The following is a 23718-nucleotide window of genomic DNA, read 5'->3' on the forward strand; positions in this document are numbered from 1 at the left end:
TCAGAAGAAAGGAGAGAAGATGCTAGCCATAGAAGAGAGTCAAAAGGTATCTCTATCAAATTTATCTAGCTTGAATCTATTTACAGGGACAGACCAGGGACAGTTTGAAGTTATGAAGAGTCAAGTGTTGAAACAGATTGGTTATGATCCAGCTGATCTCAATTTTGCTTACTTTGATATGAAAGAAGTAGCTTATAAAGACTTAGAGTTGGAGTTGGTCAGTCTCCCTTTCTTTGCGGATGAGAAAATCGTGATATTAGACCATTTTGTCGATATCACAACAGCCAAAAAACGCTTTTTAGCAGATGATGAGCTCAAGTCGTTTGAGGCATACCTTGATAACCCTTCGCCAACAACCAAGTTGTTGATTTTTGCAGAAGGAAAGTTAGATAGTAAAAGACGGCTGGTCAAATTGCTCAAACGAGATGCGACTGTATTTGATGCTATTGAACCCAAGGATCAAGAACTCCGCCAGTATTTCCAAAAATGGAGTCAGACACAAGGTCTGCAGTTTGTGGGGCAATCCTTTGAAAATCTACTTATCAAATCTGGTTTTCAATTTAGTGAAATCCAGAAAAATCTCCTTTTTTTACAGTCTTATAAGTCAGATGGCATGATAGAGGAGAAGGATATTGTCGAGGCTATACCAAAGACCCTGCAGGACAATATTTTTGATTTGACTCAGCTTATTTTAGTTAAGAAGATTGACCTGGCCCGTGACTTGGTCAGAGATTTGACCTTGCAAGGGGAGGATGAGATCAAGCTCATAGCTGTCATGTTAGGACAGTTTCGTACCTTTACCCAAGTGAAGATTTTATCAGAGACTGGTCAGACGGAATCGCAGATTGCAAGTAGTCTGGGAACTTACTTGGGGCGCAATCCTAATCCTTATCAAATCAAGTTTGCACTGAGAGATTCGAGAGGGATTTCCTTAGATTTTCTCAAGCGAGCGATTTCTTATTTGATTGAAACAGACTACCAGATTAAGACAGGTGTCTATGAAAAAGGATACTTGTTTGAAAAGGCACTTTTGCAGATCGCGGCAGAGGCAAATTGAGCAAAAAACTTGAAAAAAGAGGATGATTGCGTTATCATTTTCTTATAGAAAGAAAAAGAGGTATTACAGATGGCTATTATCTTACCAGACCTTCCATACGCATATGACGCTTTGGAACCATACATCGATGCAGAAACAATGCACTTGCACCATGACAAACACCACCAAACTTATGTAAACAATGCAAATGCAGCTCTTGAAAAACACCCTGAAATTGGTGAAGACCTTGAAGCCTTGCTTGCTGATGTAGACTCTATCCCAGCTGATATTCGCCAAGCGCTTATCAACAACGGTGGTGGACACTTGAACCACGCTCTTTTCTGGGAATTGATGACTCCTGAAAAGACTGCTCCTTCAGCAGAACTTGCAGCAGCAATCGATGCAACATTTGGTTCATTTGAAGAGTTCCAAGCAGCCTTTACAGCAGCAGCTACAACTCGCTTTGGTTCTGGATGGGCATGGTTGGTTGTCAACAAAGAAGGGAAGCTTGAAGTGACTTCTACAGCCAACCAAGACACACCAATCTCAGAAGGTAAAAAACCAATCTTGGGCTTGGATGTTTGGGAACATGCTTACTACGTGAAATACCGCAACGTGCGTCCTGACTACATCAAAGCTTTCTTCTCAGTCATTAACTGGAACAAGGTAGACGAGCTTTACGCAGCAGCTAAATAATAAAATATGGAGGGAAGAATTGTTCTTCTCTTTTTAAAGTTATAAAGCAGAAGTCTGACAAAATCGTCAGACTTTTTTCATTTTTATGAGAAACGTGCTAACTGCTAGAAATTATGGTAAAATAGAGTGTTAAGTAATCGTGGAAAAGGAAGACTATGCGTAAAGAAATTGCACCTGAATTATACAACTATAACAAGTTTCCTGGCCCAGAATTTCATGTAAATGGGGATAAGGTTGAGACTGAAGGAATTGCTTTTACCTTGGTTGAAAATATCAAGGATGCTTTCGATGTGACAGTCTTTAATCAACGCTTCTCAGAAGTGTTGACCAAATTTGATTATGTCGTGGGGGACTGGAGTAATGAACAGCTCCGCCTACGTGGTTTTTACAAAGACGATCGAACAGAGGAAAAAATTGAAAAGATCAGTCGCTTACAGGACTATCTTTTAGAGTACTGTAGTTATGGTTGTGCCTATTTTGTTCTAGAAAATCAAGCACCGAAACGGGCTTCATTTGACAAAAAAATGCGTAAAAAAGAGGAGGAAAACCTTCCTAGAAGAGGCAAGAAACCTTCGCAAAATAAGAGAAAACCAAATGCCGATAAGCGAAATAGACGTCGTCATAAGGACCAAAAGTCTCAGAAAGAGGACAAGGGACAGCGCCATTTTGTCATTCGTCAGAAATAGATAGAGAATAAGGAGAAGAGATGAGACCGTCTATTTATAGTTTAACACGTCAAACCATGCAAGAATGGGTATTAGAACAAGGAGAAAAGAAATTCCGAGCAGATCAAATCTGGGAATGGCTTTACCGTAAACGTGTCCAGTCATTTGAAGAAATGACCAACCTTTCCAAGGATTTGATTGCTAAGCTCAATGACCAGTTTGTGGTAAATCCTTTGAAACAACGGATTGTACAAGAGTCAGCTGACGGTACTGTTAAGTATCTTTTCGAGTTGCCAGATGGCATGTTGATTGAGACAGTACTCATGCGTCAACACTACGGTTTGTCAGTCTGTGTGACCACTCAGGTTGGCTGTAATATTGGTTGTACCTTCTGTGCATCAGGCTTGATCAAGAAGCAACGTGACCTCAATAACGGGGAAATCGTAGCGCAGATCATGCTAGTTCAGAAATACTTTGATGAACGTGGTCAGGATGAACGTGTCAGCCATATCGTTGTTATGGGAATTGGTGAACCATTTGATAATTACAACAATGTTTTGAATTTTGTCCGTACCATCAATGATGACAAGGGGATGGCAATCGGCGCTCGTCACATCACGGTTTCAACCTCAGGTTTGGCCCATAAAATTCGTGACTTTGCTAATGAAGGCGTACAGGTCAATCTGGCTGTTTCCCTTCACGCACCAAACAATGAATTGCGTTCAAGCATCATGAAGATTAACCGTGCCTTTCCGATTGAAAAGCTCTTCGCAGCTATTGAGTACTATATCGAAACAACTAATCGTCGTGTAACCTTTGAATATATCATGCTCAATGAAGTAAACGATGGTGTAGAACAAGCCTTGGAATTGGCTGAATTGCTAAAAAACATCAAGAAATTGTCATATGTCAACTTGATTCCCTATAACCCTGTTAGTGAGCATGACCAATATAGCCGTAGTCCTAAAGAGCGCGTGATGGCCTTCTACGATACCCTCAAGAAAAAAGGGATCAACTGTGTTGTCCGTCAGGAGCATGGTACAGATATTGATGCAGCTTGTGGACAATTGCGCTCCAATACAATGAAACGTGATCGCCAGAAGGCAGTTGCAGCGGTAAATCCATAAAATGACTAAAAAAAGAGAATTAATCTTAAGATTGGGAGTGGCTGTTTACAGCATATGCATTGTCTGTTTTTGTTTTACTCCCCAGCCCCAACTTCCTACAGGAGTGGAAACTCCAGGTATTCAAACTTTTGGACGCCTGGTTTTTCTTTTAACTCCCTTAAACTCCCTTTGGAATCTGGGTGAAGTGACTAGTTTGGGACAAGTCCTTTGGATCTTTTTGCAGAACATTTTAAATGTCTTCTTGCTTTTCCCACTGGTCTTTCAACTGATCTATCTCTGTCCAAATTTACGACAAACGAAAAAAATCATCCTTCTCAGTTTTCTACTGAGTCTAGGAATTGAGTGCACGCAACTAGTTTTAGATTTTTTATTCGACTTTAATCGGGTCTTTGAGATTGATGATTTGTGGACCAATACCCTGGGAGGCTATTTGGCTTGGCTCCTCTATAAAGGACTGCATAGAAACAAGATAAGGAATTAGAATGAGTATTTTAGAAGTTAAAAATTTGAGTCACGGTTTTGGTGACCGTGCAATTTTTGAAGATGTGTCTTTCCGTCTCCTCAAGGGAGAGCATATCGGCTTAGTCGGTGCCAATGGTGAAGGGAAATCAACCTTTATGAGCATCGTGACAGGTAAGATGTTGCCAGATGAAGGGAAGGTGGAGTGGTCCAAATATGTGACTGCTGGCTACCTGGATCAGCACGCTGTGCTAAAGGAAGGTCAAACCGTGCGTGATGTTTTGCGTACAGCCTTTGATGAGCTATTTAAAGCAGAAGCTCGTATCAATGACCTCTATATGGAAATGGCAGAGGACGGAGCAGATATTGACGCGCTAATGGAAGAAGTTGGCGAACTCCAAGACCGTTTGGAGAGTCGAGATTTCTATACTTTGGATGCTAAGATTGATGAAGTGGCGCGTGCTCTCGGTGTCATGGACTATGGCATGGATACAGATGTAACAGCCTTATCAGGTGGACAAAGAACCAAGGTGCTTTTGGCTAAACTCCTCCTTGAAAAGCCGGATATCTTGCTTTTGGACGAGCCAACCAACTACTTGGATGCTGAACACATTGACTGGCTCAAGCGTTATCTTCAAAACTATGAGAATGCCTTTGTCCTTATTTCGCATGATATTCCTTTCCTCAACGACGTAATCAATATCGTTTACCATGTGGAAAATCAACAGTTGACGCGTTACTCTGGTGACTACTACCAGTTCCAAGAAGTCTATGCCATGAAGAAATCTCAGCTAGAGGCGGCTTACGAACGTCAGCAGAAAGAGATAGCTGACCTCAAGGACTTTGTCGCTCGAAACAAAGCGCGTGTTGCAACGCGTAATATGGCCATGTCTCGTCAAAAGAAATTGGATAAGATGGATATTATCGAACTCCAAAGCGAGAAACCAAAGCCATCCTTTGATTTCAAACCAGCTCGTACGCCAGGGCGCTTTATCTTCCAAGCCAAGGACTTGCAGATTGGTTATGACCGTCCCCTTACCAAACCCTTAAACCTCACCTTTGAACGCAATCAAAAGGTTGCTATTATCGGTGCAAATGGTATCGGGAAAACAACCCTCTTGAAGTCTCTCTTGGGAATTATTCCACCAATCGCTGGGGAAGTTGAACGCGGTGACTATCTAGAACTTGGTTACTTTGAACAGGAAGTAGAAGGTGGCAATCGTCAAACACCACTAGAGGCCGTCTGGAATGCCTTTCCTGCCCTTAACCAAGCAGAAGTCCGTGCAGCCCTTGCTCGTTGTGGTTTGACAACTAAGCATATCGAAAGCCAAATTCAGGTCTTGTCAGGTGGGGAACAAGCCAAGGTGCGCTTCTGTCTCTTGATGAACCGTGAAAACAACGTCTTAGTGCTGGACGAGCCGACCAATCACTTGGATGTGGATGCCAAGGAAGAACTCAAGCGCGCGCTTAAAGAATACAAAGGAAGCATTCTTATGGTTTGCCACGAACCAGACTTCTATGAAGGCTGGATGGACCAAATTTGGGATTTTAACAAGCTAACTTAAAAGCACTGAAAAAGGCCAAGTCGAAATGACTTGGCCTTTTTTGACTAGTAATTTAAATAGCTTTCAACTTCAGATTTCTCAATTTCTTTACCGTAGTGGCAAATCGGACAAGAAACGAAGTAACTTTTACCATAAGGGAAAAGTGGAATCCAGTAGAGGGTGAACTTGCGTCCAGTTTCTACGATTTCCCAAGTGTCAACATTGTTACAGTGACCACATTCGATCGCAGTTTGCGTATGTCCCAAATCTTTCTGATAACCTTTAGAACCCCAAAATAAAATCATCTCATCGTCTCCTTATCTGTTGATGGCTTATTTTTTGCTGAAGTCGTAGTCTTTCACCACTTCGATACTATCGATGGTGATAGCAGATGTCGGTTTGTCTTTCTCATCTTTTTCAGCCTTGGCAATCTTGTCAACGATATCCATGCCATCGATGACTTGACCAAAGACGGGGTGTTTGCCGTCTAGACTAGGATTTCCGCCCTCTTTATAGGCTTCGATGATTTTCTTTGGATACTTGCTAGTAGGGAGTTTAGCTGAAATATCTGTTGAGTTTTGGTTGATGAAGAACTGGCTACCGTTGGTGTTTGGTTGACCAGTGTTAGCCATAGCAAGGGCTCCTCGGATATTGTATAGGTAAGGGGAGATTTCATTTTTGAAACCAGTTCCCTTATCCTTCGTTTTATCCTTATCATGCCAGATAGATTGGCCACCTGTACCATCTCCCTTAGGATCTCCAGTTTGGACCATAAAGCCATCGATGACACGGTGGAAGGTGATGCCGTTATAGTAGCCTTCTTTGGCATGAGTGAGGAAGTTTTCAACTGCTAGAGGTGCTAGTTTTGGAAAGAGTTTGATGCGGATATCGCCTTGATTTGTGTGTAAAATGACCTCAGCTTCGTCTTCAGCAACTTCTTTAGAAAGTTGAGGGAAGTTGGCATTTTCATTGGTTAAAGCGTCATTCAAATCTTTGGCAGTCTGAGCAGCTGCTTTTGAGCTTTCTTCAGCAGAGATGCTGGAGTCGACATATTCATCACCACGGAGACCACGTTGGATACTAGTACATCCAGCAAGGGCTACAGTGGATAGTAAAAGAAGGGCTGCTAGTTTTTTCATTGTTAACCTCTCAAAAATTCATTTCTACCATTGTACCTTAAAAGGAGTTTGATTTCAAATGTAAAAGATTTTACTAAAAATTTCTAGTAGTTAAAAAAATTAAAACTCTGTCAAGTTTTTTTCTTGACACCTGTCAGAAATCTGCTATAATAGAACATGTGCTAAATAGCTTAGCTATTTCACCGAAATAAAAAATAAGAAAAGAGACATTAAAAAATGGCAGTTAAAATCCGTTTGACTCGTATGGGTTCTAAGAAAAAACCTTTCTACCGTATCAACGTAGCAGACTCACGTTCACCACGTGACGGACGTTTCATCGAAACAGTTGGAACTTACAACCCACTTGTTGCTGAAAACCAAGTAACTTTGAAAGAAGACCGCGTTCTTGCATGGTTGGCTGATGGAGCTCAACCTTCAGATACAGTTCGCAACATCCTTTCAAAAGAAGGCGTATTGAAAAAATTCCACGATTCTAAATTCTCAAAATAAGTTTAAAGTAGGTTGACAGATGGATACGATTGAAAATCTCATTATTGCGATTGTGAAACCTTTGATTTCACAACCTGATGCCTTAACTATCAAGATTGAAGACACACCAGAGTTTTTGGAGTATCACTTGGATCTTGACCAAAGCGATGTCGGTCGTGTTATCGGTCGTAAGGGTCGCACTATCTCAGCGATAAGAACGATTGTCTACTCTGTCCCAACTGAAGACAAAAAAGTAAGAATCGTTATCGATGAAAAATAAAGAAAGCGGGACAGATGTCTCGCTTTTTTGTGAGGAGGAGAAGATGAAGGATTTAACCTTTAGACAATTACAAGCTTACTTACTCGAACATTACCAGCAATCTCGAACTGAGGAAGGCCTCTTTATCAAGCTAGTGGAGGAAGTCGGAGAGGTAGCAGAGGTCTTGAATGGGCGCTCTGGTCGAAAAGAGGGTGTCCAGGACTCAAATGAGGAACTAGCCAAAGAACTGGCAGATATTATTCACTACACTGTCGCAATTGCGGCCATCAACGATATTGACCTAACTAAAAGCATCTTTGACAAAGATAAGAAGGCTGCCATTAAGTACCAACATGAAAGAGATTTGGAGAGTTTTTTGAAGGGAGATTTGAGAAATATTGAACACTGATTATTTTTTAAAAATAGACTGGGCGATGTATATTGATTGGTTATTACGAATTATACAGATTTCGACTTTTATAGGTGTAATTTTAAAAATTAGTTTCCAGAATAAGGCCTATATTAATAATATCGAAATTCAGGCAATTAAACCAATCGAATTTGATTCCTTACATACGAGATTTCATCATGTTTATGAGTTTAAACATAATAAAAATGATAAACATTATAACCATTTGATTTTTTATCCAAAAGAAGTTGATATTGAAATTGTAGAATTTTATTCTTTAATCTATGATTCAAAAAGTAATCGTTTAGTCGTTCAAGATAAAATACATACAGTCAAAAATTTAAAAAATTATACATGCTTATTGATTCATACAAATTTACCTGAGACTATACCTAGTTTAAGAATGAAATGGAAGACAAGTCAAGGTCAAATTGGGGAGTATACATTTTATAGTAATATGTATAACGGGAATATAAATATTTCTTCTTTCAAATATAAATTAACATTAAAGAGGAAACTACTAGCAATTTTAGGATTATAGCTGATTTTCTCCAACTTGTGAAAATCCCTGGAACGTGATAAAATAAAGGATAGAAATAGATACAGGAGACAAGATGAACTACTTTAATGTTGGAAAAATCGTCAATACGCAGGGTCTACAGGGTGAGATGCGAGTCTTGTCTGTGACGGATTTTGCTGAAGAACGGTTTAAAAAAGGGGCAGAGCTGGCTTTATTTGATGAAAAAGATCAGTTTGTTCAAACAGTGACCATCGCAAGTCACCGCAAGCATAAGAACTTTGACATTATCAAATTCAAAGACATGTATCATATCAATGCGATTGAAAAGTACAAGGGTTATAGTCTCAAGGTCGCTGAGGAAGATTTGAACGATTTAGATGATGGAGAATTCTACTATCACGAGATTATCGGTTTGGATGTTTACGAGGGAGATAACTTGATAGGAACTATCAAGGAAATCCTACAACCAGGTGCCAACGATGTCTGGGTGGTCAAACGAAAAGGTAAGCGTGATTTGCTTTTACCTTACATTCCGCCAGTAGTTCTCAATGTTGATATTCCAAACATGCGGGTTCAAGTGGAAATCTTAGAAGGGTTAGACGATGAAGATTGATATTTTAACCCTCTTTCCTGAGATGTTTTCTCCGCTGGAACACTCGATTGTTGGGAAGGCTCGAGAAAAAGGGCTCTTGGATATCCAGTATCATAATTTCAGAGAATACGCTGAAAAGGCCCGTCATGTTGACGATGAGCCCTACGGAGGCGGTCAAGGAATGTTGCTAAGGGCTCAACCCATTTTCGATGCCTTTGATGCTATTGAAAAGAAAAATCCCCGCGTCATTCTTCTTGATCCTGCTGGGAAACAGTTCGATCAAGCTTACGCAGAAGATTTGGCTCAAGAAGAGGAACTGATCTTTATCTGTGGTCACTATGAAGGGTATGACGAGCGCATCAAGACCTTGGTAACCGATGAAATTTCCCTAGGAGACTATGTTTTGACTGGTGGTGAATTGGCGGCCATGACCATGATTGATGCGACTGTTCGCCTAATTCCTGAAGTGATTGGTAAGGAGTCTAGTCACCAGGATGATAGTTTCTCTTCAGGTCTTCTCGAATACCCCCAATACACTCGCCCTTATGACTATCGAGGTATGGTGGTACCAGATGTTCTCATGAGTGGACACCATGAAAAGATTCGCCAGTGGCGACTGTATGAGAGTCTAAAGAAAACCTACGAGCGCAGACCTGACCTGCTAGAAAACTATCAACTAACATCCGAAGAAGAAAAGATGCTGGCTGAAATCAGAGAAAACAAAGAATAAAGGAGAACCTTATGCAAGTAATCAAACGTAACGGAGAAGTTGCTGACTTTGATCCAGATAAAATTTACCAAGCTGTCCTAAAAGCAGCTCAGACAGTTTATGTTTTGACAGATGATCTACGTCAAAACCTAGCTCAAGTTACTAAAAAAGTAGTCTTGGACTTGGAAGAAGCAAAAGTAGAACGTGCGACTATCAGTATGATCCAATCAATGGTTGAAAATCGTTTGCTGGGAGCAGGTTACATCACCATTGCAGAGCACTATATCTCTTATCGCTTGCAACGTGATTTGGAGAGAAGTGGGTATGGTGAGCATATCGCAGTTCACCTTCATTTTGAACAAATCCGTTAAGAAAAAGAGTGGGATGCAATGAACATCTCACTCTTTCTTAAATAGATTTTTCTGTGCTTTTTCTACCGTAGAAGGGACAAAACGGATTCTCTTGATGTCACCAATCCGAATGATACGTGTCACATTTCTAGTGAAATTTTTGACAATAATCTGCTGACGACTGACATCATATTTGACAATATCACCCGTAAAACTTGTCTCAGCTAGTATGACATGAACAGCAGATTTTTTCTGGATAGCCTGCTCGATTGTAGCTGTTAGGGAGTTGTCTTCGGTTTGGTGAGGTTCGTCATTTCCATTGAGAAAACCCTGTAGTTTATCTAGTACAAGTTTAAATGTTTGTCTCATAAGATCCTCCCTTCTTATCTATCCACATTATATAAAATTTTCCTAAAAACCACAAGGTTTTTACGAATAGACTAGTGAAAGCATATCACATAAAGGAGTTAAAATGGCAGAATTTACATTTGAAATCGAAGAACACTTACTGACATTGTCTGAAAATGACAAAGGATGGACAAAAGAACTAAATCGCGTTAGCTTTAATGGAGCCCCTGCAAAGTTTGACATTCGCGCTTGGAGCCCAGACCATACTAAAATGGGCAAAGGAATCACCCTTTCCAATGAAGAATTTCAGGTAATGGTCGATGCCTTTAAAGGGGGACAATAAAAAGAATCTTGAGTAGAACTCAAGATTCTTTTTTTAGGATACAATATAGTCACACAGAGAAGTCTTAGACAATTGAATGAAAGTCTCTCTATACTCTTCAGGTGGTATTGGATTATCTTTACGAATCCAGACTTCGATGAAAGAGATTGCCATGGTCGTAATGATATAAGCGATGTCTTCTTTACTAAAATTATATTTCAGTTGGTAATTGACATTCTTTAGTACCCACTCAGAGTACGTTCCACGCAGAAACTCCTTCCAACATGGGTCGACTTGTGTGGTATACAAGGTGTTAAGAATTTCTTTTTTTTCGTATATGAGCGGAAGTATATAGTCTGCTAAAAAGCTAACAGGATCTCCATCGTTGTTAGGGCAGTACTTATTAAAGACGTTAAAAATGTGCTGATTGGTTTCTTCGTGAATGTACTCAATAATATCTTCAAAGTTGTTAAAATGCTTTTGATAAATCGCTTGTCGTGAAATACCAGCTTCAGCAGCAATTTCAGTCATTGTAAAGGAACTACGTTGAGGATTCTTCTTAGCTAGTGTGATGAGAGAACCAATGATTAGCTCACGAGTATTCTTTGCCATAGAATTACCTTTCTGTTTATAATTATTTATAATTATTTTTGTATTAAAAGAAATCAAAATGTTCAAGTTAATATAAATAATCAATGAACATTAAATTTACTGAATCTTTTAGGTAGCTCTATTGTATCACAAATAATTTATTAAATATAGTTCTATCAGTAAAAATGCGTTTTCTGAAAATATACAGTTATTAACCTTTCAAAATCAATGGAAGCTTATTTGGGTTGAATCAATCAGATTACTTTTCTACTTTGCATAGCGTGAAAAGCTGTAATTTGAAGGATAAAACGATTAATATTCATACCGGTATAAGAATAGTCAAGTAGCTAAATAGTGTACAGTTGATTCTTAGAAAGGAAATAGTCCAGAACAATTGTTCTGGACTATTCTTTTATCTTGAAAAATATGGAAGGCTTTTCAATCGTTCTAGTAGGGGACGACCAATGAAACTAATGGCAATGATCTTACCAAGGTCAGGGAGGATAAAGGGAAGGACACCTACTGCAAGCGCCTTATCAAATGGCATCCCAGCAAGGAAGTGGAGGCTGAGAATACCTCCGACAAAGACGAGGGAGTCACCCAAGAGGTTAGCCAGGAAAATGCGAATGTAGCCACTATTTTGATGAATGAGATAAGATGTAAGTCCAGCATAAACAAGGTCGAACCAAAGATAGCCTGCACTTGGACCGACTAAAACGTGAAATCCAGCTCCTCCCCCTGCAAAAACAGGTAAACCAATGGAACCAAGCAGGAGATAGAGAGCTACAGATAGAACAGCTTCTCTGGGTCTAAAAACAGTAGCAATCAGACCAATTGCAAAGTTTTGCAAAGTAAAGGGTACAGGACCGATAGGGAGACTGATTTGTGCCAATACGGCAATGAGAGCAGCACCGATAGCAGGGATAGCATAGATATGAGCTTTTTTCAAAACTGTTAACCTCTTTTCAAAATTATAGTAACTATTATACTAATTTAGAAACAAAAGTCAACCTATTCTTCCAACTAAGGTAACAATTTTTGTAACAGCCGATTTTGCAAGTAAAAAGAGACCTCAAGAGGTCTCTTGTGATAATTAGCGCATGGTTACAAATTCTTCTGAGGCAGTTGGGTGGATAGCTACTGTAGCATCAAAGTCTGCCTTGGTAGCTCCCATCTTGATGGCAACCGCAAATCCTTGAATCATCTCATCCACTCCGTAACCAAGTCCGTGAAGTCCAACAACTTTTTCGTCAGCACCGGCGGTGATGAGTTTGAAGCGAGATTCTTGACGATGGCTTGTAACGGCTGAGTACATGGATGCAAAGCTTGACTTGTAGACTTTGATGTTATCTTGGCCGTATTCTTTGATAGCTTGATCCTCGGTTAAACCAACCGTTCCGATTGCTGGGTGTGAGAAGACAACAGTAGGGATAGTCGTGTAGTCCATCTTGGCATTTGTTTTTCCGTTGAAAAGGCGTTCAGATAGGGTACGTCCTGCCTTGATGGCTACTGGAGTTAGTTCCTTCTCACCAGTAACGTCTCCGAGGGCATAGATACCATCTACAACTGTATTTTGATACTCATCCACTTGGATAAATCCACGTTGGTTGAGTGTAACTCCAGCCTTTTCTAACTCCAGTCCGTCTACATTTGGACGGCGGCCGGTAGCCCAGATAACTTGGCTTGCAGTGTGATTAGAACCATCTTCAAAATGAATCGTAATGCTTTGCTCTGATTCTTCTAGTTTGACTGGTACCTTATGGGTGTGCAAAGGAAGGCCTGTTTTTTCCATTTCATTGACAAGACCTTCAACGATGTAGCTGTCAAAAGTGCGCAAGGGACGATCACGACGGACAAACAAATCCGTTTTTACTCCTAGCGCGTGGAGAACACCTGCTAATTCAACGGCGATATAACCAGCTCCAAGAATCGCAACGGATTCAGGAAGCTGCTCCCAAGCAAAGACATCGTCTGAGCTACCACCGAGTTCAGCCCCAGGAATAGTTGGGATGCTTGGACGAGCGCCAGTCGCAATCACGATATGTTTGGCACGAATCAATTCGCCATTAACGCTGACCGTATGAGCATCAACGAAATGAGCACGACCTTCAATCAAATCAACACCGTTGCGCTTGAAACTTCCATCATAAGACGAGCGAGCGCGATCAATGTAGGCTTCACGGTTTTGACGAAGTTTTGCAAAATCAAACTGAACACCTGAACTTGTAAAACCATAGTCAGGGCCGTAGTGGTGGAAGCTTTCAGCGATTTGCGCTCCATACCACATGATTTTTTTAGGAACACAGCCAACGTTGACACAAGTTCCACCTAATTTTTTTTCCTCGATAACAGCAGCTTTAGCACCGTGTTCGCCAGCTCGGTTCATAGTGGCAATGCCGCCGCTCCCTCCACCGATGGCGATGATATCATATTCTCTCATAGAAAACTCCTTATAGCTTTGATAGTCATATTCTATCGTTTTTATTTTTTGAATGCAAAAATCTGCTACGGTAAAAAAATTATAAAAACGCTTGCCAAATTCCAAAAGATATTGTATTATATATCTAGCACAATAATCCAACAAACGAATACCGAACGAAATAATGATCCTGAATTGTCATTGTTTCCATCTGAACTGTCATTGTTTGGGCTTGGTATTTCTGATATAATGGTTTTTGTAAGGCAAAAGAATAAAGGAGCTTAAAAATGAAAAGAAATAAGAAGGCAAAAAAATGGCAATTATACACAGCGATTGGTGTTGCCAGTGCTATTGTTATCGGTGCTGCGGGGATTTTAATTTTTAGACAACCTTCCCAGTCAGCAGTCAAGGATGAAACCTCTCATATCGTTACTGCTAAGGAAGGCTCTGTTGCGTCATCGGTTCTCTTGTCAGGTACGGTTACAGCAAAAAATGAACAATACGTTTATTTTGATGCTAGTAAGGGAGATTTAGATGAAATTCTCGTTTCGGTTGGGGACAAGGTCGAAGAAGGGCAAGCTTTGGTCAAATACAGCAGTGCGGATGCTCAAGCTGCCTACGATGCAGCCGATCGTGCAGTTGCAAAGGCAGACCGTCACATCGAGGAGTTAAACAAAGCTCGTGAAAATGCATCAGTTGCACCAGCTTCTCCACAGGTTCCAACAGAAGCTGGACTCCCAGAACAAGCGCAAGCGGCGACTTCTTCAGTATCTTCTATTGATTCTCAAATCAGTGATGCCAAGGATAACCGTGCAGATGCTGTGGCTCAGCTCAACAAGGCTCAAGCACAGCTAGATGCCGCAACTGTCCTCAGTACACTTGAAGGGACTGTAGTTGAAGTTAATCGTAATGTTTCCAAATCACCAACGGGTAACAGCCAAGTGGTAGTTCATGTTGTAAGTAATGAAAACTTGCAGGTCAAAGGGGAGTTGTCTGAATACAACCTTGCTAACCTTTCTGTTGGGCAAGAAGTTACCTTTACTTCGAAGGTTTACCAAGATAAGAGCTGGACAGGAAAAATCAGCTATATTTCTGATTATCCTAAAAACAATGGAGAAGCAGCGAATGCAGCCCTTGGAGGAAATACTGGATCTAAGTACCCTTATACTATTGATGTGACTAGCGATATCGGTGAGTTGAAACAAGGCTTCTCTGTCAGTGTGGAAGTCAAAAATAAGAGTAAGGCCATCCTTGTTCCTTTGACAAGTGTTGTTGCCGAAAATGACAAAGACTATGTCTGGATCGTTGACGACCAGAAAAAAGCGAAGAAGGTAGAAGTTACTTTGGGGAATGCGGACGCAGACAACCAAGAAATTACTTCAGGTTTGACAGACGGTGCCAAGGTCATCAGTAATCCAACATCTTCCTTGGAAGAAGGAAAAGAGGTGAAGGCTGATGAAGAAACTAATTAGTCTCAAAAATATCTGCAGGAGTTATCGAAATGGTGACCAAGAACTGCAGGTCCTTAAAAATATCAATCTAGAAGTTCATGAAGGTGAGTTTGTTGCCATTATGGGACCATCTGGTTCTGGAAAGTCTACGTTGATGAATACCATCGGAATGTTGGATACACCAACCAGTGGAGAGTACTACCTTGAAGGACAAGAAGTTGCAGGTCTGGGAGAGAAACAACTGGCCAAGGTCCGCAACCAGCAAATCGGCTTTGTCTTTCAGCAGTTCTTTCTCTTGTCCAAGCTCAATGCTCTTCAAAATGTCGAGTTGCCCTTGATTTACGCTGGAGTTTCGGCTTCTAAACGTCGGAAATTGGCTGAGGAATTTCTGGAAAAGGTTGAGCTGACGGAGCGCAGTCATCATTTGCCTTCCGAGTTATCAGGTGGTCAAAAGCAACGTGTAGCGATTGCCCGTGCCTTGGTAAATAATCCTTCTATCATCCTAGCTGACGAACCGACAGGAGCTTTGGATACTAAGACGGGAAATCAAATTATGCAACTGTTGGTGGAGTTAAACAAGGAAGGGAAAACCATTATCATGGTCACGCATGAGCCTGAGATTGCTGCCTATGCCAAACGCCAAATTGTCATTCGTGATGGGGTCATCTCATCAGACAGTGCTCTGGTAGAAAAGGAGGAAAAATAAGATGCAGAATCTGAAATTTGCCTTTTCATCCATCATGGCCCACAAGATGCGTTCCTTCCTCACCATGATCGGGATTATCATCGGAGTTTCGTCTGTCGTCGTCATCATGGCACTGGGAGACTCCATGTCTCGCCAGGTCAATAAAAACATGACCAAATCACAGAAGGATATCCATGTCTTTTTCTCACCTATCAAAAGCAAGGACGGCTCCTTTACGCAGAAACAATCCGCTTTGACAGTCAGCGGGAAAGAAGAGGATGTTCATGTTGAACCACCAAAACCACTAGAATCCTGGGTCAAGGAGGCTGCCAAACTCAAAGGAGTAGACAGTTACTATGTCACTAACTCGACCAACGTCACCCTATCTTATAAGGATAAGAAGGTTGAACGAGCGACTCTGACAGGCGGAAATAGCACCTACATGAACGCAGTTGAAAATGAAATCGTTGCGGGTAGAAGTCTAAGACCGCAAGACTACAAGGAATTTGCCAGTGTGATTTTGTTGGATGAAGAACTAGCCAAGAGTTTGTTTGATAGTCCAGAAGCTGCGGTTAATCAAATCATCTCTGTCAATGAATTTAGTTACCGTGTGATTGGCGTTTATACTAGCAATGAAGCCAAAACTGCGAAAGCCTTTGGGATTGGTGGTCTTCCAATTACGACCAATATCTCTCTCGCAGCCAATTTTAATACTGATGAAATCTCGAACATCGTCTTTCGTGTCAATGATACTAGTCTAACGCAGACCTTGGGTCCGGAGTTGGCTCGAAAACTGACTGAGATTGCAGGTCTTCAGCAAGGGGAGTACCAAGTTGCGGATGCAACTGCCGCCTTCCAAGAGGTACAACAACTATTTGGTTTTATGACAACCATTATCAGTGCCATCGCAGGAATCTCTCTCTTTGTCGGGGGAACTGGTGTTATGAATATCATGCTGGTTTCGGTGACAGAACGCACGCGTGAGATTGGTCTGCGGAAAGCTCTCGGAGCTACTCGGGCTAATATCTTGGTACAGTTTTTGATTGAATCCATGATCTTAACCTTGCTAGGTGGTGTCATCGGTCTTGGGATTGCTGCTGGAATGACCATGTTAGCTGGAGTATTGCTTCAAAACATGATTGCAGGTATCGAAGTCGGGGTTTCCCTCCCAATCGCTCTCTTTAGCTTGGCTGTGTCAGCCAGCGTTGGGATGATCTTCGGAGTCTTGCCGGCCAATAAAGCCTCTAAGCTGGATCCAATCGAAGCCCTTCGTTATGAATAAGATATAGAACAGAAAAAAACAAGATGGACATTTATCTGTCTTGTTTTTGTATGGATTTTCCTATCGAAAATCACTAAAAATATGATATAATGAAGTGTTAGAAAAACAGGTTTCATTTGCCTGGAAAGGAAAAATTATGTCTGAAAAGAATTTTTATATTACAACACCGATTTACTATCCATCTGGTAAACTTCATATCGGTTCTGCCTACACAACCATCGCTTGTGATGTCCTAGCTCGCTACAAACGCCTCATGGGCTACGATGTTTTTTATCTGACAGGTCTTGATGAGCATGGTCAAAAGATTCAACAAAAAGCAGAAGAAGCTGGGATTACACCTCAAGCTTATGTTGATGGGATGGCGGTTGGCGTCAAAGAACTCTGGAAATTACTCGATATCTCATACGATAAATTCATTCGTACAACTGATGACTACCATGAAAAAGTAGTGGCTCAGGTCTTTGAACGCTTGCTTGCTCAAGATGATATTTACTTGGGTGAATACTCTGGCTGGTATTCAGTCTCAGATGAGGAATTCTTTACAGAAAGCCAGCTTGCGGAAGTTTTCCGTGATGAAGCTGGAAATGTAACGGGCGGTATTGCTCCATCAGGTCACGAGGTTGAATGGGTTTCAGAAGAGTCTTATTTCCTTCGCCTCAGCAAATACCAAGACCGTTTGGTTGAATTTTTCAAATCTCACCCTGACTTCATCACTCCAGATGGTCGTCTTAATGAAATGTTGCGTAACTTCATCGAGCCAGGTTTGGAAGACTTAGCGGTTTCTCGTACAACCTTTACATGGGGTGTGCCAGTCCCATCAAATCCCAAACACGTTGTCTACGTTTGGATTGATGCCCTTCTTAACTATGCGACTGCTCTTGGTTACGGTCAAGACGATCATGCTAACTACGACAAGTTCTGGAATGGAACAGTCTTCCACATGGTCGGAAAAGATATTCTTCGTTTCCACTCCATCTACTGGCCAATCCTTCTCATGATGTTGGATATGAAATTGCCTGACCGCTTGATTGCCCACGGTTGGTTCGTCATGAAAGACGGCAAGATGTCTAAGTCTAAAGGGAATGTCGTTTATCCTGAAATGTTAGTAGAGCGTTATGGACTGGATCCACTTCGTTACTACCTCATGCGTAGCCTTCCTGTTGGTTCAGATGGAACCTTCACTCCTGAGGACTACGTTGGCCGTATCAACTATGAATTGGCCAATGACCTTGGAAACCTCCTTAACCGTACGGTTTCTATGATTAACAAGTATTTTGATGGGCAAATCCCTGCCTATGTAGAGGGTGTGACTGAATTTGATAATGCTCTTGCTGAGGTTGCAGAGCAATCTATCTCTGACTACCATACACACATGGAAGCAGTTGACTACCCACGTGCCCTTGAAGCAGTATGGACTCTTATCTCACGTACCAACAAATACATCGATGAGACAGCCCCATGGGTCTTGGCTAAGGATGAAGAGCACCGTGACCAATTGGCAAGTGTCATGAGCCACTTGGCAGCCAGCCTTCGTGTCGTAGCTCACATGATTGAGCCATTTATGATGGAAACTAGTCGTGCTGTATTGGCACAACTTGGTCTAGCAGAAGTTTCTAGCCTTGAAAACTTGAGCTTGGCAGATTTTCCTGCAGGTGTGACTGTTGTTGCCAAAGGAACACCAATCTTCCCGCGTCTGGACATGGAAGAAGAGATTGCCTATATCAAGGAACAAATGGAAGGCAACAAACCAGCAGTCGAAAAAGAATGGAATCCAGATGAAGTTGAACTCAAACTCGACAAGGATGAAATCAAGTTCGAAGACTTTGATAAGGTCGAGATCCGTGTCGCAGAGGTCAAAGAAGTGTCTAAAGTGGAAGGTTCTGACAAGTTGCTCCAATTCCGCCTGGATGCAGGTGATGGCGAAGACCGTCAAATCCTATCAGGAATTGCCAAATACTATCCAAACGAACAAGAATTGGTCGGCAAGAAGGTCCAAATCGTTGCCAACCTCAAACCACGCAAGATGATGAAAAAATATGTCAGCCAAGGCATGATTCTCTCAGCTGAGCATGATGGCAAATTAATCCTTCTCAAAGTGGATCCAGCTGTACCAAATGGAAGTGTGATTGGCTAATAGCAAAAAACCAACGTTAGACACGTTGGTTTTTCTTGTTATGTACGAGATTTTCTAAGAAGTGGTCCATCTCCTTTTGAGACCGGAGGACAATTACTTTATCTGGATAGGTTTCTTGAACCCGTTGATAACGTTCTTTGGCATTCTTTGTACGCCCATCCCAGAGAATCCATCTGATGAAGTCCCAGTCAAAGCGTTCAGGACAGCCTGTTGCCATACTTTCTCTGACCTTGCCTCGGTATGTGAGATACCGTTTAAAAGCTCGAAAGAGACAAGTCCATGGGGAAAAGTTGAGAAAGATGATTTGGTCAGCTTCCAGCATTCTTTCTTCATAGCAACACCAAGAGTAGTTGCCGTCGATGACCCAAGCTTCGTGCTTTGTGAGAAAGTTTTTCATTTCGGTTAACATCCATTCGCGGTCACTGTCTTGCCAACCAGGTTGAAATTGGAGTGTATCCATATGCAGTTTGGGGATGGAGTAGTGGCTAGATAACCTTTCTGCCAGAGTTGACTTGCCTGATCCAGAATATCCGATGATTGCGATTTTCATTTTCTACCTTTTCTGATTAGAGGACAAAAAAACAGCCTCTATGGACTGTTTCTTATTTAGCAAGTTTAGCTGAAAGACGAGCTTTATCGTGGCTTGCTTTGTTTTTATGAATCAAACCTTTAGTTTCTGCTTTGTCGATAGCTGAGCTAGCAGCACGGAAAAGTTCTTCAGAAGGGTTTGCTTCGAAAGCTTTGATAGCAGTACGCATAGCTGATTTTTGAGCTGAGTTTTTTTCGTTTTGTTTAACGTTCAATTCAGCGCGTTTGATAGCTGATTTAATGTTTGCCAATGTTCTTACCTCCATATTTACTAACTATACTATTATATCTGAAAACTTATGTTTTGACAAGGGGAAATTATTTTTTTAGGTAAATTTCATCGATTTCATGGTTTTTAGTCTTGTGGAGAATAACCTCAGCACGATTCCTTGTCGGTTCGATATAGTTTTGTAGATTTGTGAGATTAATGCTGGTCCAAACCTGGTGAGCAAAGGCTTCAACTTCTCCAATCGGCATTTGCGTAAAGCGGTGGTAGTAGCTGTTGGGATCATTTTGGGCAAAGCTGAGCAGCTTTAAGAAACGATCCAGATACCAGCTTTCAATGTCCTCGACAGCAGCATCCACATAGATGGAGAAATCAAAGAAATCAGTAATGTAAAGGCGCTCATTTTGAGGGTTTTGAAAGACATTGATGCCTTCGACAATGACAAAATCAGCAGCTTTGACACGTTGTTTCTCTCCAGGAACGATGTCATACACTTCATGAGAATAGACAGGAATATCGACATCTTGCCCATTCTTTAGGCGGTCAAGAAAATTCAGCAAGGTTTCCATATCATAACTTTCAGGAAAACCTTTGCGATTTAAGATATCTTGGTCTATCAAGGTTTGATTGGGATAGAGAAAACCGTCAGTTGTCACTAGCTCTACAGTAGCATCCGGTAGAGTACGTGATAGAAGAATCTGAAGTAAGCGACTAGTAGTCGATTTGCCCACAGCAACACTACCAGAAACCCCAATGATAAAAGGTTGGGATTTGCTTTCACGTTGAAGAAAAATTCCTTTCGAAAATGCCAAATCATCCTTAGTGCGCTTGTAAATATGGATAAGATGGACTAGGGGAAGATAGACATCTGTTACGTCCTGCAGACTAATCTGGTCATTGAAACTCTTGATGGATTCTAACTCTTCCTCTGTCAAGGGAGGGGTTGTTTTGCGATGCAATGATTGCCAAGTCTGGCGACTGATTTTTTCAAAATGTAAAAATTCGTTGGTCATTTGTTTTCCCCTAGATATTTTGTTTATCATACCATAAAAAGCTAAAAAGATAAAGCGGTTTCTTGATGGTAGTAAGTCAATATCGTATAATAGAGGTAGATGGAGGTTGAATAATTTAATGATGAGATAGGGAATGGTTTCTGAAGACTTATCAGTTATTGAAAGTGGGCTTTTTGGTTCACAACTTATAGGAGGTGTGTCATGAAAATCTTAAAACGTTATATATTGGAACTCTGTTTTATTTTAAGTTTTGCCTTACCTTTTATAAGGGGAGCGAATGCGGATAATGGTAGACGCTTTGTGGAAACCTATTACGGTTTTACCTTCTTGATGGATCATCTCCTTGTAACAGTTGTCTTTATCTGTTCGCTCTTGATTGCTTTCATACTAAAAAAACGGTGGACGAAATGGCTTGCGGCTGGTAGTTATCTATTTTTGATTTTGTGGATTGCTACAGAAGGATATCTATTCCGTATGTCACTAGAAGATTTGATACGACTTTGGACAAGTTTGGAAATCTTGACACAAACTTATCAGTTGAGTTTTTATCTAAACATCATATTGGGAATCCTGTTGATAATAAAGTATTTTAAGGTTAAGAAATAGTAATAAAAATGCGCCCGATTGCAGACGAACTGTTTTTTCCTGACTATGATAATTTGTAGTTCCCGATAGATTGTAATGTATTTCTAATAATTGAAAGAGATTGAAGAAAAGGTTTTTTGACTAGGATTCTTCAGTCTTTTTCATTTGATCATCACTTTGTAAACGATTTACAATTCAAGCCAAATTATGGTAAAATAGTTTTATGAGTAAAATGTATTATGCAGAAAATCCTGATGCTGCTCACGACATTCATGAGTTGAGAGTGGAGTTGTTGGGAGAAAACATGACCTTTTTGACGGATGCGGGTGTTTTTAGCAAGAAAATGGTTGACTTTGGGAGTCAGCTCTTGCTCAAGTGTCTAGAGGTAAATGAAGGAGAGACGGTCCTTGATGTGGGGTGTGGTTATGGGCCATTGGGCTTGTCATTGGCCAAGGCTTATGGAGTTCAGACGACCATGGTCGATATCAATAATCGTGCCTTGGACCTAGCGCGACAAAATGCTGAACGTAATAAAGTAGAAGCAACGATTTTCCAATCCAATATCTATGAACAAGTTGAAGGGAAATTTGACCATGTTATTTCTAATCCGCCGATTCGAGCGGGTAAACAAGTTGTTCATGAGATTATCGAAAAGAGCAGAGATTTCTTGAAAGACGGAGGTGATTTAACCATTGTTATTCAAAAGAAACAAGGTGCTCCGAGTGCCAAAAGCAAGATGGAAGACGTTTTCGGAAATTGTGAAATCGTAAAGAAAGATAAGGGATACTATATCCTTAGAAGTGTGAAAGAATGAGAGCAGTTGATTTAATCCAAAAGAAACGAGATGGTCAAGAACTGACTTCAAATGAAATCAAGTGGCTGGTAGAAGGCTATGTGGCTGGAACTATTCCAGACTATCAGATGTCTGCTTTTGCTATGGCTGTTTATTTTAAAGGAATGACCACACGTGAGATTTCTGATCTGACGATGAATATGGTTAAAACAGGTCAGGAGTTTGATTTGTCAGCTATTGATGGGGTTAAAGTTGATAAGCATTCGACTGGTGGTGTAGGTGATAAGGTGACCTTAATCTTGGCTCCACTTGTTGCGAGTTTCGGTGTGCCCGTTGCTAAAATGAGTGGTCGTGGTCTCGGCCATACTGGTGGGACAATTGATAAATTGGAATCCATTAAGGGCTACCAAGTCGAGCGAAGTCAAGAGGATTTCATTCGTCAGGTACAGGACATTGGTGTATCTGTCATTGGGCAGTCAGATCAGCTGGTTAAAGCAGATAAACTTCTCTATGCCCTCCGAGATGTGACCGCAACTGTCGACACGATTCCTTTGATTGCGAGTTCGGTGATGAGCAAGAAAATTGCTGCAGGAGCGGATGCCATTTTGCTAGATGTAACGGTCGGTGAGGGTGCCTTTATGAAGACGGTTGATGAGGCACGCGAATTGGCTCAAACCATGGTGGATCTTGGTAAGGCAGTTGGTCGAAAGACGGTAGCAGTTATTACCGATATGAGCCAACCCTTGGGAAGAGCAATTGGCAATCGTCTCGAAATCCTTGAGGCAATCGAGATTCTTCAAGGAAAAGGTCGAGAAGATATTAGTCACTTTATCTGCGAGTTAGCTCAGATTATGCTTGGATTGGCTGATGTTGAGAAAACGATCGAGGAAATCCGTCAACACCTGGAAAATGGCCAAGCACTGGCTAAGTTTGAAGAAATGGTAACAGCACAAGGCGGTGATTTAGAAGATCTTTATCGCCCCGTCAAAGTTGCCCATGTGGTGGAAATTCCAGCTCAAGATACGGGTGTTATTTCAGCTCTTCCTGCAATGGAATTTGGCCTCTATGCCATGAGACTAGGAGCTGGTCGTGCAATCAAGTCTGATGACTTGGACTATGAAACAGGGATTGTTTTTGAGAAGAAGGTTGGAGACTCCGTTCAAAAAGGGGAAATTGTTGCAAAAGTTTATACAAATGGAAAAATTTCTTCTGAACTAGTTACAGAATTTCAAAAATATGTTAAAATAAATGATGGAGTGCAAAGTTTACGAGAAATTATAGAAATTATCTCATAAAACCAGGGAGAAT

Annotated in this window: 30 protein-coding genes; 21 read left to right on the top strand and 9 right to left on the bottom strand. The window is 41.1% G+C overall.

The window, feature by feature from the left end; genetic code table 11:
- Positions 1-19: 19 nt before the first annotated feature.
- The 6 genes from holA to A6J84_RS02200 all read left to right on the top strand — a co-directional run bounded on the left by holA (position 20) and on the right by A6J84_RS02200 (position 5548).
- Positions 20-1057 (top strand): DNA polymerase III subunit delta, encoded by a 1038-nt coding sequence (gene holA / locus A6J84_RS02175; protein WP_095725946.1) that lies wholly within the window; start codon positions 20-22, stop codon positions 1055-1057.
- A gap of 69 nt (positions 1058-1126) precedes the next feature.
- Entirely contained in the window at positions 1127-1732 is a 606-nt protein-coding gene (sodA, locus tag A6J84_RS02180; RefSeq protein WP_000974728.1) for a superoxide dismutase SodA, read from the top strand.
- A 155-nt stretch (positions 1733-1887) separates the two neighbouring features.
- Positions 1888-2418: a YutD family protein gene (locus A6J84_RS02185; RefSeq protein ID WP_001224366.1), complete on the top strand. Its 531-nt coding sequence runs from the start codon at positions 1888-1890 to the stop codon at positions 2416-2418.
- A 20-nt stretch (positions 2419-2438) separates the two neighbouring features.
- Positions 2439-3524 carry a 23S rRNA (adenine(2503)-C(2))-methyltransferase RlmN gene (gene rlmN, locus A6J84_RS02190; protein ID WP_095725947.1) on the top strand — a complete coding sequence of 362 codons (1086 nt, stop codon included), beginning with the start codon at positions 2439-2441 and terminating at the stop codon, positions 3522-3524.
- 1 nt (position 3525) lies between these two features.
- Positions 3526-4005 carry a VanZ family protein gene (locus A6J84_RS02195; RefSeq protein ID WP_095725948.1) on the top strand — a complete coding sequence of 160 codons (480 nt, stop codon included), beginning with the start codon at positions 3526-3528 and terminating at the stop codon, positions 4003-4005.
- 1 nt (position 4006) lies between these two features.
- Positions 4007-5548 (top strand): ABC-F family ATP-binding cassette domain-containing protein, encoded by a 1542-nt coding sequence (locus tag A6J84_RS02200; RefSeq protein ID WP_049485069.1) that lies wholly within the window; start codon positions 4007-4009, stop codon positions 5546-5548.
- A gap of 44 nt (positions 5549-5592) precedes the next feature.
- Here A6J84_RS02200 and A6J84_RS02205 read toward each other — a convergent pair whose 3' ends face one another.
- On the bottom strand, positions 5593-5832 hold the full coding sequence (locus tag A6J84_RS02205) for a zinc-ribbon domain-containing protein (RefSeq protein WP_000600216.1): 240 nt from the start codon (positions 5830-5832) through the stop codon (positions 5593-5595).
- A gap of 27 nt (positions 5833-5859) precedes the next feature.
- Positions 5860-6666 (bottom strand): peptidylprolyl isomerase, encoded by an 807-nt coding sequence (locus A6J84_RS02210; protein ID WP_049479508.1) that lies wholly within the window; start codon positions 6664-6666, stop codon positions 5860-5862.
- 216 nt (positions 6667-6882) lie between these two features.
- Between A6J84_RS02210 and rpsP the strand changes: the two genes are divergently transcribed.
- From rpsP to A6J84_RS02245, 7 genes are all read left to right on the top strand, one after another.
- The gene (gene rpsP / locus A6J84_RS02215; RefSeq protein ID WP_000268760.1) at positions 6883-7155 is read left to right on the top strand and encodes a 30S ribosomal protein S16; all 273 of its coding nucleotides are present in this window, start codon (positions 6883-6885) and stop codon (positions 7153-7155) included.
- A 19-nt stretch (positions 7156-7174) separates the two neighbouring features.
- Complete coding sequence (gene kphA, locus A6J84_RS02220; protein WP_000379617.1) at positions 7175-7414, top strand: RNA-binding protein KphA; 240 nt, start codon at positions 7175-7177, stop codon at positions 7412-7414.
- A gap of 43 nt (positions 7415-7457) precedes the next feature.
- On the top strand, positions 7458-7802 hold the full coding sequence (locus A6J84_RS02225) for a MazG nucleotide pyrophosphohydrolase domain-containing protein (protein WP_095726480.1): 345 nt from the start codon (positions 7458-7460) through the stop codon (positions 7800-7802).
- Entirely contained in the window at positions 7792-8343 is a 552-nt protein-coding gene (locus A6J84_RS02230) for a hypothetical protein (RefSeq protein ID WP_007522209.1), read from the top strand. Before A6J84_RS02225 ends, A6J84_RS02230 begins: the two co-directional genes overlap by 11 nt.
- A 73-nt stretch (positions 8344-8416) precedes the next feature.
- Positions 8417-8935 (top strand): ribosome maturation factor RimM, encoded by a 519-nt coding sequence (gene rimM / locus A6J84_RS02235; RefSeq protein ID WP_049479678.1) that lies wholly within the window; start codon positions 8417-8419, stop codon positions 8933-8935.
- Positions 8925-9644: a tRNA (guanosine(37)-N1)-methyltransferase TrmD gene (gene trmD, locus A6J84_RS02240; RefSeq protein ID WP_049479679.1), complete on the top strand. Its 720-nt coding sequence runs from the start codon at positions 8925-8927 to the stop codon at positions 9642-9644. Before rimM ends, trmD begins: the two co-directional genes overlap by 11 nt.
- A gap of 11 nt (positions 9645-9655) precedes the next feature.
- Positions 9656-9994, top strand: a complete 339-nt coding sequence (locus A6J84_RS02245) for an ATP cone domain-containing protein (protein WP_049490156.1) — start codon at positions 9656-9658, stop codon at positions 9992-9994.
- 27 nt (positions 9995-10021) lie between these two features.
- On the opposite strand, the gene A6J84_RS02250 is transcribed toward A6J84_RS02245, so the two are convergent.
- Positions 10022-10342: a hypothetical protein gene (locus A6J84_RS02250; protein WP_049520699.1), complete on the bottom strand. Its 321-nt coding sequence runs from the start codon at positions 10340-10342 to the stop codon at positions 10022-10024.
- 103 nt (positions 10343-10445) lie between these two features.
- On the opposite strand from A6J84_RS02250, the gene A6J84_RS02255 reads away from it, so the two are divergent.
- Positions 10446-10664: a YdbC family protein gene (locus A6J84_RS02255; RefSeq protein ID WP_049490154.1), complete on the top strand. Its 219-nt coding sequence runs from the start codon at positions 10446-10448 to the stop codon at positions 10662-10664.
- A gap of 33 nt (positions 10665-10697) precedes the next feature.
- Here A6J84_RS02255 and A6J84_RS02260 read toward each other — a convergent pair whose 3' ends face one another.
- The 3 genes from A6J84_RS02260 to gor all read right to left on the bottom strand — a co-directional run bounded on the left by A6J84_RS02260 (position 10698) and on the right by gor (position 13674).
- Positions 10698-11255 carry a TetR/AcrR family transcriptional regulator gene (locus A6J84_RS02260; RefSeq protein ID WP_095725949.1) on the bottom strand — a complete coding sequence of 186 codons (558 nt, stop codon included), beginning with the start codon at positions 11253-11255 and terminating at the stop codon, positions 10698-10700.
- 391 nt (positions 11256-11646) lie between these two features.
- A complete protein-coding gene (locus A6J84_RS02265; RefSeq protein WP_042768991.1) occupies positions 11647-12183 on the bottom strand; it encodes a biotin transporter BioY in 537 nt (178 codons plus the stop codon).
- Positions 12184-12327: 144 nt separating this feature from the next.
- Positions 12328-13674, bottom strand: coding sequence for a glutathione-disulfide reductase (gor, locus tag A6J84_RS02270; RefSeq protein ID WP_095725950.1), 1347 nt, complete (start codon positions 13672-13674; stop codon positions 12328-12330).
- 266 nt (positions 13675-13940) lie between these two features.
- On the opposite strand from gor, the gene A6J84_RS02275 reads away from it, so the two are divergent.
- The 4 genes from A6J84_RS02275 (at position 13941) to metG (ending at position 19205) form a co-directional block, all read left to right on the top strand.
- The gene (locus tag A6J84_RS02275; protein ID WP_095725951.1) at positions 13941-15125 is read left to right on the top strand and encodes an efflux RND transporter periplasmic adaptor subunit; all 1185 of its coding nucleotides are present in this window, start codon (positions 13941-13943) and stop codon (positions 15123-15125) included.
- Positions 15109-15810: an ABC transporter ATP-binding protein gene (locus A6J84_RS02280; protein WP_095725952.1), complete on the top strand. Its 702-nt coding sequence runs from the start codon at positions 15109-15111 to the stop codon at positions 15808-15810. The genes A6J84_RS02275 and A6J84_RS02280 overlap by 17 nt, the downstream gene beginning before the upstream one ends.
- Position 15811: 1 nt before the next feature.
- A complete protein-coding gene (locus A6J84_RS02285) occupies positions 15812-17071 on the top strand; it encodes an ABC transporter permease (RefSeq protein ID WP_001180392.1) in 1260 nt (419 codons plus the stop codon).
- Positions 17072-17207: 136 nt separating this feature from the next.
- Complete coding sequence (metG, locus tag A6J84_RS02290) at positions 17208-19205, top strand: methionine--tRNA ligase (RefSeq protein WP_095725953.1); 1998 nt, start codon at positions 17208-17210, stop codon at positions 19203-19205.
- A gap of 16 nt (positions 19206-19221) precedes the next feature.
- On the opposite strand, the gene A6J84_RS02295 is transcribed toward metG, so the two are convergent.
- From A6J84_RS02295 to coaA, 3 genes are all read right to left on the bottom strand, one after another.
- Positions 19222-19755 carry a DNA topology modulation protein gene (locus A6J84_RS02295; protein WP_095725954.1) on the bottom strand — a complete coding sequence of 178 codons (534 nt, stop codon included), beginning with the start codon at positions 19753-19755 and terminating at the stop codon, positions 19222-19224.
- 52 nt (positions 19756-19807) lie between these two features.
- Entirely contained in the window at positions 19808-20044 is a 237-nt protein-coding gene (rpsT, locus tag A6J84_RS02300) for a 30S ribosomal protein S20 (RefSeq protein WP_095725955.1), read from the bottom strand.
- A gap of 67 nt (positions 20045-20111) precedes the next feature.
- Complete coding sequence (gene coaA / locus A6J84_RS02305) at positions 20112-21032, bottom strand: type I pantothenate kinase (RefSeq protein WP_000180520.1); 921 nt, start codon at positions 21030-21032, stop codon at positions 20112-20114.
- A 201-nt stretch (positions 21033-21233) separates the two neighbouring features.
- Here coaA and A6J84_RS02310 point away from each other — a divergent pair, with 201 nt between their 5' ends.
- The 3 genes from A6J84_RS02310 (at position 21234) to A6J84_RS02320 (ending at position 23705) form a co-directional block, all read left to right on the top strand.
- Positions 21234-21638 carry a hypothetical protein gene (locus A6J84_RS02310; protein WP_084937658.1) on the top strand — a complete coding sequence of 135 codons (405 nt, stop codon included), beginning with the start codon at positions 21234-21236 and terminating at the stop codon, positions 21636-21638.
- Positions 21639-21840: 202 nt separating this feature from the next.
- Positions 21841-22431, top strand: coding sequence for a class I SAM-dependent methyltransferase (locus A6J84_RS02315; protein WP_080980686.1), 591 nt, complete (start codon positions 21841-21843; stop codon positions 22429-22431).
- The gene (locus A6J84_RS02320; protein ID WP_049479693.1) at positions 22428-23705 is read left to right on the top strand and encodes a pyrimidine-nucleoside phosphorylase; all 1278 of its coding nucleotides are present in this window, start codon (positions 22428-22430) and stop codon (positions 23703-23705) included. The genes A6J84_RS02315 and A6J84_RS02320 overlap by 4 nt, the downstream gene beginning before the upstream one ends.
- The last annotated feature ends 13 nt before the right edge of the window (positions 23706-23718 follow it).

This window comes from Streptococcus sp. FDAARGOS_256 (assembly GCF_002289235.2).
GTDB lineage: Bacteria > Bacillota > Bacilli > Lactobacillales > Streptococcaceae > Streptococcus.